An 8855-nucleotide genomic window follows, 5' to 3' on the forward strand; every position below is an offset into this window, starting at 1 on the left:
GAGTACCGCAAGCTCATCGAGGATGTCCAGCGCAAGGGATTCGAGAGCTACCGTGTCGACGGTACGGAGTACAGTGTCGACGACCCGATCCCGAACATCGACAAGAAGCGCAAGCACACCATCGAGCTCATCGTGGACAAGCTGCTGGTCACGGCGGACGAACGCACGCGTCTGTTCGACTCGGTGGAACTGGCGCTCAAGGAAGGGAACAGCGTCCTCAAGGTCCTGGACCTGGCGACGGGCAAGCTGGACTTCTTCTCGAGTACCTTTGCCTGTCCCATCTGCGGCTACAGCATCCAGGAGATCGAGCCGCGTCTCTTCTCGTTCAACTCGCCCTACGGTGCGTGTCCAACGTGTACGGGTCTCGGTTTCCAGCTGGAGCCGGACATCGACATGATTGTCGACCGCGACAAGTCGCTGGCCGAGGGGGCCATCCAGATCCCCGGCTTCCTTGCCGCGTCGACCTTCAGCAAGGATTTCGTCGTGCAGGCGCTCCGCTTCCGCGGGTACGACCCGGACCAGAAGGTGCGGGACCTGCCGCCGGGCGCCATGGAGATCGTCCTGCATGGCGACAAGGAACGCATCCCGGTGCACTGGGAGGACGGCGCAGGGCTCGACCACGTCTACAAGTTCCACTGGGAAGGGCTCATCAACCTCCTGGCACGCAGGTATGAAGAGACGACCTCGGACGCGATGAAGGAGGAGTATGAGCGCTTCATGCTGCAGAAGGACTGCCCGACCTGTCACGGCAGGCGTCTGAAGCCCGAGGCGCTGGCTGTCAAGCTGGCTGGTCTCAACATCAGCGAGGTCACCGACATGTCGGTCGACCAGGCGTCGCAGTTTGTTGCGCAGTTGCCGGGAACCATGACGGAGACGCAGCGTACCATTGCCAAGCAGGTCCTGCGCGAGATCAACGAACGGCTGAAGTTCATCCTGGACGTGGGCCTGGGGTACCTGACCCTCTCGCGTGCGTCGGCGACACTGGCCGGCGGCGAAGCACAGCGGCTGCGCCTCGCGACGCAGGTGGGCAGCAAGCTGGTTGGCGTCCTCTACGTACTGGACGAGCCGTCCATCGGCCTGCATCCGCGTGACAACGAGCGCCTCCTGAGTACCCTGCGTGAACTGCGCGACCTGGGGAACACGCTGGTCATCGTGGAGCACGACGAGGAGACCATCCGTACCGCGGACTACCTGGTCGACGTAGGCCCGGGGGCCGGCGAACATGGTGGACGCATCGTGGCCGCGGGCAGCCTGGCGGACATCATCGCCGAGCCGACGTCGTTGACGGGGCAGTACCTGACGGGCAAGCTGTCCGTTCCGCTGCCCACGACGAGGCGCACGCCCAACGGCGAGCACCTGGTCATCACGGGCGCGACAGAGCACAACCTCAAGAACATCGACGCAGACATCCCTCTACACATGTTCACTTGTATCACCGGCGTCTCCGGCTCGGGCAAGTCGACCCTTATCAACGACTGCCTGTACAAGGGGCTGGCACGCGAGTTGTATCACGCCAAGGACCAGCCAGGCCACTATGAGAAACTGACGGGTGTCGGATACATCGACCGTGTCATCGTGGTCGACCAAGGGGCCATCGGGCGCACGCCGCGCAGCAACCCCGCCACCTATACGGGGCTGTTCACGCCCATCCGCGAGGTCTTCGCGCGCATGCCCGAGGCGAAGGTGCGCGGGTACCAGCCCGGCCGGTTCAGTTTCAACGTGAAGGGTGGCCGCTGCGAGGCCTGCGAGGGCAACGGGTTCATCAAGGTCGAGATGCAGTTTCTGCCGGACGTCTACGTGCCCTGCGAGGTGTGCCACGGGGCGCGCTTCAACTCCGAGACACTGGAGGTCCGCTACAAGGGCAAGTCCATCGCCGACGTGCTGGAGATGTCGGTCGAGGAGGCCCTGCACTTCTTCGAGGCGCATGCACGCCTGAAGCACATGCTGAAGCTGCTGGACGCCGTCGGGCTCGGGTATATCCGCCTTGGGCAGAGCGCCGTGACCCTGTCGGGCGGTGAGGCCCAGCGCATCAAGCTGGCTGCCGAGCTGGGCAAGCGGACCGCAGGAAGGACCCTGTACATCCTCGACGAGCCGACGACCGGCCTGCACTTCGCCGACGTCGAAAAACTCGTGGGTGTCCTCCAGGAGCTGACCAACAAGGGCAACACGGTCATCGTCATCGAGCACAACCTGGACATTATCAAGAACGCCGACTGGGTCATCGACTTGGGTCCCGAGGGTGGTGACAAGGGCGGGCGCATCATCGCGACCGGTACGCCCGAGCAGATCGCCCGCAACCCGGATTCGCTGACGGGGCAGTTCCTGGCGCCCAAGGTCCTGCGAGCTCAACGTTAGCGCTGCGCCGGGCGGGAATCCATCTTGTCCATCCTTGTCCCTCCCCTGTCGTTCCCAGCGTGCCCCTCTCCTGGGGCCTTTTCTGTTCTCGCCCTCTGCAACCTTTTGGCACTAACTGGGATATCATAGTAGAGAGGTAAGAGCATCAATGGCGACAGCATGTGAACGCGATTTCGAGTCGCCTGCATGAGCCTCTTGACATTATTGTTGCGGGTTCCATACTTGCTGTAGAGTATTTTCAACTGCAGGACGGGGACTGGTTTGGTGGAGGTTCCGGTCACATCAAAGTCTGTGTGGGCTGATGTCCACACGCGTCGCCGTCATCCTCGATGCTGGCGGCATATGCTAGAGAGGAGCAACGCATGAGGAGAGTTCTCGCGACGCTTGTTGCACTATCCTTGCTTATGTCCATGTTCACCGGTGTCTTCGCACCTGTGCCCGAGGCAAGGGCAGCCAGTCCAGCAGCAGTAAATCTTGGAACGGCGGGTAATTTTGTGATCCTGGCAAAATCAGGAATCTCAACCACTGGGACCACCCACGTGACTGGAGATATTGGAGTGAGTCCAATCACCGCGACCGGTATGACCGGATTTGGATTGACAATGGATAGCTCGAATACATTTGCGACATCAGCTCTGGTGACTGGAAAAGCATATGCGGCCGACTATACTCCGCCTACTCCAGCTAACATGTCTACGGCTGTAAGCGACATGGAAACCGCATACACTGCTGCTGCCGGAGTGACAGCGCCTGCTCCTGTTGTCGAACTGGGTGCTGGAAATATTGGCGGAATGACCCTTGCCCCTGGCGTCTACAAATGGAGCACCGGGGTTACCATACCAACGGATGTCACCCTCGCGGGCGGTGCAAATGATGTCTGGATTTTCCAGATAGCACAAACTCTCGACTTGAGCAACGGTATCCATGTTAATCTGAGCGGCGGAGCACAGGCTGCCAACATCTTCTGGCAGGTCGCCGGCCAGACGACACTTGGAACGACATCTGTCTTCAATGGAAATATATTGGATCAAACAGCGATTGTGCTGAACACCGGCGCAACGCTGAACGGCAGAGCACTCGCACAAACCGCAGTGACGCTTGATGCCAGCACCGTTTCAGCTTCTGCGGCAGCTCCTGCACCCGCACCAGCTCCAGCTCCTGCACCCGCACCAGCTCCAGCTCCCGCACCCACTCCTACGCCAGCTCCCGCACCCACTCCTACGCCAGCTCCTGCTCCTGCTCCTGTGCCAACTCCCAAGCCTACTCCCGCACCAGTTCCTGCGCCCACCAACATGGTGTATCATCAGACGTTCTTCATCGGCTATCCAGACGGGACGTTCAAGCCGGAACGGAACGTCTCCAGGGCAGAAGTCGCTGCAGCACTGACCCGTGCTCTTGGGCTCGGCTGGTCCAACACCAAGCCTTCCTACCCGGACGTCTCTGCGACTTACTGGGCATCAGGGTACATCCAGATCATGAAAGACGAAGGCATCATGCTCGGCGACACCTCAGGAACGTTCAGACCTGATGCGCCTATCACCCGTGCCGAGGCAGTAGCTGCCCTCCTGCGGATGCTCAAGGTCGCACCGATCCAGAACCTGACGGCCTCCTCCTTCAAGGACGTCCCTGTCACCAACTGGGCAGCTGGATACATTGAGGCCATGCAGAAGAACGGGTATATCGCCGGGTATCCGGATGGGACATACAAGCCCACCGTCAATATCCTTCGTTCAGAGTTCACCGCAATCGCCGACCGTACACTTGGCCGTGAGATCGGTAACTCTTCACAGGTCACCGGACTGAGTAAAGACATTCGTTGGCCGGATGTTCCTGCCAGCCACTGGGCGTACCTCTACATCCTCGAAGCCTCGACCCCCCATACGGTGGCAAACGCAGTCAAACTCAACCGCACCATCGTCCTGAAGACGAAGACGATCCCGCTCTTCTCTGACGGCACGTCAATTGTCACCATCCACAAGGCGGGAGATGTCCTGACCGCTATTGTCCCTGTTGATGGTTTGCGCCCGAATGGGTCTGTCCCTGCCGCCCGGAAGGTCACCGTGGTCATCACCAATAAGCTCAAACCGTAGATACTGATTGCAGCAGAACACAGCAGGTAATGATGAGGCCCCGGCGGACAACCGCCGGGGTGTTTGTCTGCCAGGGGGATGAGGTCCTGAGTCGCCCGCATGAGACTCTTGACTTTATTGTTGCGGGTTCCATACTTGCTGTAGAGTATTGTCAACTGCTGAACGGGAACCGCTTCATCGCATGCTTCGTGAAGGAGGTTATACATGGCAAGCAAAGACCGAAGGTTTAGTGGAGTGTTCCTGTTCGTCACGGGGCCCATCCCACTTCAGTTGTCCAGAATCTGCGGTAGGTCTTCCATGGCTGGGAACATTCGATAGTCGTCTGCATGTTCTGTTTATCCGAAGCTTGCGTGGACTGGGTTCCACGGCGCTGACAGTTCATCCAAAAGGGGAGGAATACGATATGAGAAAGGCTCTACCAGTTTTCATCGCAGTATGTCTCGTCCTGTCTCTGTGCACCGGTGTCTTCGCACCTGTGCCCGAGGCAAGGGCGGCCAGTCCAGCACCAGTAGATCTTGGAAGGGCGGGTGATTTCGTGATTCTGGCAAAATCAGGAATCTCAACCAGTGGGGCCACCCACGTGACTGGAGATATTGGAGTGAGTCCAATTGACCGCACTGGCCTGACTGGATTTTCAGAAACAATGGATCCCTCGAATACATTTTCGACATCAACTTACGTGGTCGCACCTGGCAAGCTATACGCAGCCGACTATGCAGATCCTACCCCAGCTAAACTGACCACGGCTGTAAGTGCCATGGAGGCCGCGTACACCGACGCCGGTGGGCGGACGGGCGGTCTTTCCGTGCCGGGCGCAGGAACTATACTCCCGGCTACCACCCTCCCCGCGGGCGTCTACACATGGAGCACGGGTGTTACCATACCAACGGGTGTCACCCTTGAAGGTGGCCCAGATGATGTCTGGATTTTCCAGATAGCGGGAACTCTCGATATTGCCACCGATATGCAGGTTCTTCTGAAAGGCGGCGCCCAGGCCAAGAACATCTTCTGGCAGGTTGGCGATGTTGTGACCCTTCATGCGGGTTCACACTTTGAGGGAAATATATTGGGTTTCTCCACCATTGCGATGCAAACCGGCGCCTCGATTAACGGCAAACTGCTCTCACAGAAGGAAGTTACGCTCCTTGGCAGTGACATTTTGACTCCTGCGCCAGTCGTTGCCGACCTCGCCATCACCAAGACGGTCGACAATGCCACGCCAGGTTTGGACAGCAATGTCACCTACACCCTTACCGTCACGAACAACGGACCCTCGGATGCCACAGGTGTCAGTGTCAGCGACGTGCTTCCAGCAGGCCTGACGCTGGTGACCTCGATACCTTCGATCGGAACGGATGCCGGAGGCGTCTGGACCATCGGCTCGCTGGCGAACGGCGCAAGCGCCGGCCTGAGCATCACCGCGACCGTCACCCAGGAAGGAGTGATCACGAACACTGCTGCCGTCACAGGGGCACAGACGGACTCGAATCTCACCAACAACACGGCCAGCGCGATGGTCACAGCTCCTACGCCCGCTCCACCCGCTCCACCCGCTCCACCTGCTCCACCTGCTTCACCTGCTCCACCTGCTCCACCTGCTCCACCTGCTCCTGCGCCCACGGTGGTGCTTGGACTCAATCCACTTACTCTTCCGCTCCAGATCTGCCGCGAAAGCGAGATCGTGCTCGATGAAAGCTGGACCAAAGGCTCGGCCCCGTTCACCTGGACGGTCAACTTCGGTGACGGGACACCAGTGGTTACCGGCTCATCGACGGACAGCCGACTGGTCGTTCGTCACCTGTACGCAGCTGAGGGTTCATATCCGATTAGCGTCACAGTCACCGATTCCACCGGAAAAATGGACTCTATCTCACAAACACTGAAAGCCGTCATCTGCAGCGTACCCGGAGAGGTCTACCACCACACGTTCTTCATCGGCTACCCAGATGGACTGTTCAAGCCGGAACGTAACGTCTCAAGGGCAGAAGTCGCCGCAGCGGTGACCCGTGCTCTTGGACTCGGCTGGTCCGACACCAAGCCTTCCTACCCGGACGTCTCTGCGACCCACTGGTCATCAGGGAATATCCAGATCATGAAAGACGAAGGTATCATGATCGGCGACGTTTCAGGAACGTTCAGGCCTGATGCGTTCATTACCCGCGCCGAGGCAGCTGCTGTCTTCCTGCGGATGCTGAAGGTCGCACCATTCTCCAACTTGACAGTCTCCTCCTTCAAGGACGTCCCTGCAACCCACTGGGCACTTGGATACATCGAGTCCATGCAGAAGTACGGGCTCATCACCGGGTATCCGGACGGAACATACAAACCAGACGCCCATATCCTTCGTTCAGAGTTCACAGCAATCGCCGACCGCGCACTCGGTCGTGAGATCAGCAACTCTTCGCAGGTAACCGGACTGGGTGGAAGCATCGTTTGGCCGGATGTTGCTACCAACCACTGGGCGTACCTCTACATCCTCGAAGCCTCGACCCCCCATACGGTGGAACAGGTAAACCGCCTCAACCGCAACATCGTCCTCAAGTCAAAGACGGTTCCTCTGTTCTCTGACGGCACGTCGCCCGTCACCATCCATAAGGTGGGAGATGTCCTGACCGCCATTGTCCCTGTCGATGGTCTGCTCCCGGATGGAACTGCCCCTGCTGCCCGAAAGGTCACCGTGGTCATCACCATCAAGCTCGTACCATAGACCCTGACTGCAGCAGAACACAGCAGTAGACATGAGGCCCCGGCGGACAACCGCCGGGGCCTTTCTGTTGGCCGGGGCCTTCGTCTGTCAAGGGGACGAGCCCCTTCATGGAGAACTGGTGTGAGACGTGAATGCAGCATTGCAGGCTCCAAATGGCCCTATTTCCTTGCGGCGCTCGGTGAAACCGATATACTAATGAGGAACCATATTCGCAGTCCTTTGACGTGAGCGGGGGTGTGACGTGAACAAGGTCATAGAGTGTGTTCCCAACATCAGCGAAGGCAGGGACACGGACAAGATCAAGACCATTGCCGGCGTCATCGAACGACCGGGAGCGAGACTGCTGGATCTGTCGTCCGACCCCAATCACAACCGGACCGTCATCACGTTGGCAGGTGAGCCCCAGGCGGTCGCCGAAGCAGCATTCGACGTGGCCAAGGCGGCAATCGCAAGCATCGATCTGACGCACCATCACGGCGAACACCCTCGTATGGGCGCCGTGGACGTCATCCCGTTCATTCCTGTTGGCGGCGTCACGATGGCGGAATGCTGCGAGATTGCAGAGCAGGTCGGCAAGCGTATCGGTCAGGAGCTGAACGTGCCCGTGTACCTGTATGCGGAGTCCGCGACGGTACCACAGCGTCGCACGCTGCCTGCCATCCGTGAAGGGGAGTTCGAGGGCTTCGCGGAGAAGATCAAGGACCCAGCATGGCAACCGGATTTTGGTCCTGTGGAACGTCATCCGACTGCCGGATGTGTCGCCGTGGGCGCGCGCAACTTTCTGATTGCGTACAACATCGACCTGGACACCAGCGACGTCACAATTGCTAAGCATATCGCCAAGAGCATGCGCGAGTCGTCGGGCGGTCTTATGAATGTGCAGGCCAAGGGCCTCTTCCTTGAAGACAAGCAGAGGGCGCAGGTGTCGATGAACATCCTCAACTTTGCCACCACACCGCTGTATCGGGTGTTTGAGCTGGTCAGGATGGAGGCCGCGCGCTACGGCGTCGGCATCGTCAACAGCGAACTCATCGGCCTGGCTCCGGCGCAGGCGTTCATGGACGTGGCATCCTACTATCTTCAGTTGCCGGGGCTGAGCAGGGACGCCCTGGTCGAAACACGAATCTACGAATAGTGTCAAAAGCACGGGGGGAGAACGTCATGGCACAACCGATCATTGCAGACCTGGTTATCCGGAATATTGGTGAGCTGCTTACAATGAAGGGGGTGGACGATCCGATCGTTGCGCCTGCCGTGGGAGACCTGGGCATCATCAAGCGTGGCGAGGTCGCCGTCAAGGACAAGAAGATCCTCTACGTTGGTCTCAAGGACGGCGGTTCCTATGTCGTGGGCCCGCAGACGATGATCATCGATGCCGAGAACAAGGTGGTCTGTCCTGGGTTCGTCGATTCTCACACCCATGCCATCTTCGCCGGCACGCGCGAGGATGAGTTCCTCATGCGCCTGCAGGGCAAGACGTATGCCGAGGTTCAGGCCGGGGGCGGCGGCATCGTGAAGACGGTCCGGGCCACGCGCATGGCCAGTGAAGAGAAGCTGCGGGATGCGCTCAAACACAACATCTTCAAGCTGTCGCGCTATGGGTCGACTACAGCGGAGATCAAGAGCGGCTATGGGCTGAACACCGAGGAGGAGATCAAGCTCCTGCGCGTCATCAAGGAAGTCGCGCTTGAGACCGACATCCT

Annotated in this window: 5 protein-coding genes; all 5 read left to right on the top strand. The window is 59.2% G+C overall.

The features are described from left to right. On the top strand, positions 1–2355 hold a 2355-nt coding region (gene uvrA / locus SMC5_RS06995; RefSeq protein WP_119120138.1), incomplete at its 5' end, for an excinuclease ABC subunit UvrA. A gap of 362 nt (positions 2356–2717) precedes the next feature. Next, the gene (locus SMC5_RS10735) at positions 2718–4445 is read left to right on the top strand and encodes an ice-binding family protein (protein WP_165849008.1); all 1728 of its coding nucleotides are present in this window, start codon (positions 2718–2720) and stop codon (positions 4443–4445) included. Between the two features lie 403 nt (positions 4446–4848). Further along, positions 4849–7152, top strand: coding sequence for an ice-binding family protein (locus tag SMC5_RS07025; protein ID WP_165846303.1), 2304 nt, complete (start codon positions 4849–4851; stop codon positions 7150–7152). A 241-nt stretch (positions 7153–7393) separates the two neighbouring features. Then, positions 7394–8287 (top strand): glutamate formimidoyltransferase, encoded by an 894-nt coding sequence (gene ftcD, locus SMC5_RS07030; RefSeq protein ID WP_119120141.1) that lies wholly within the window; start codon positions 7394–7396, stop codon positions 8285–8287. A gap of 26 nt (positions 8288–8313) precedes the next feature. Next, positions 8314–8855, top strand: a 542-nt coding sequence (locus tag SMC5_RS10455) for an amidohydrolase family protein (protein ID WP_407079765.1), incomplete at its 3' end; no start/stop codon positions are given.

The sequence above is a fragment of the Candidatus Cryosericum odellii genome, from assembly GCF_003570935.1.
GTDB classification, from domain to species: domain Bacteria; phylum Caldisericota; class Caldisericia; order Cryosericales; family Cryosericaceae; genus Cryosericum; species Cryosericum odellii.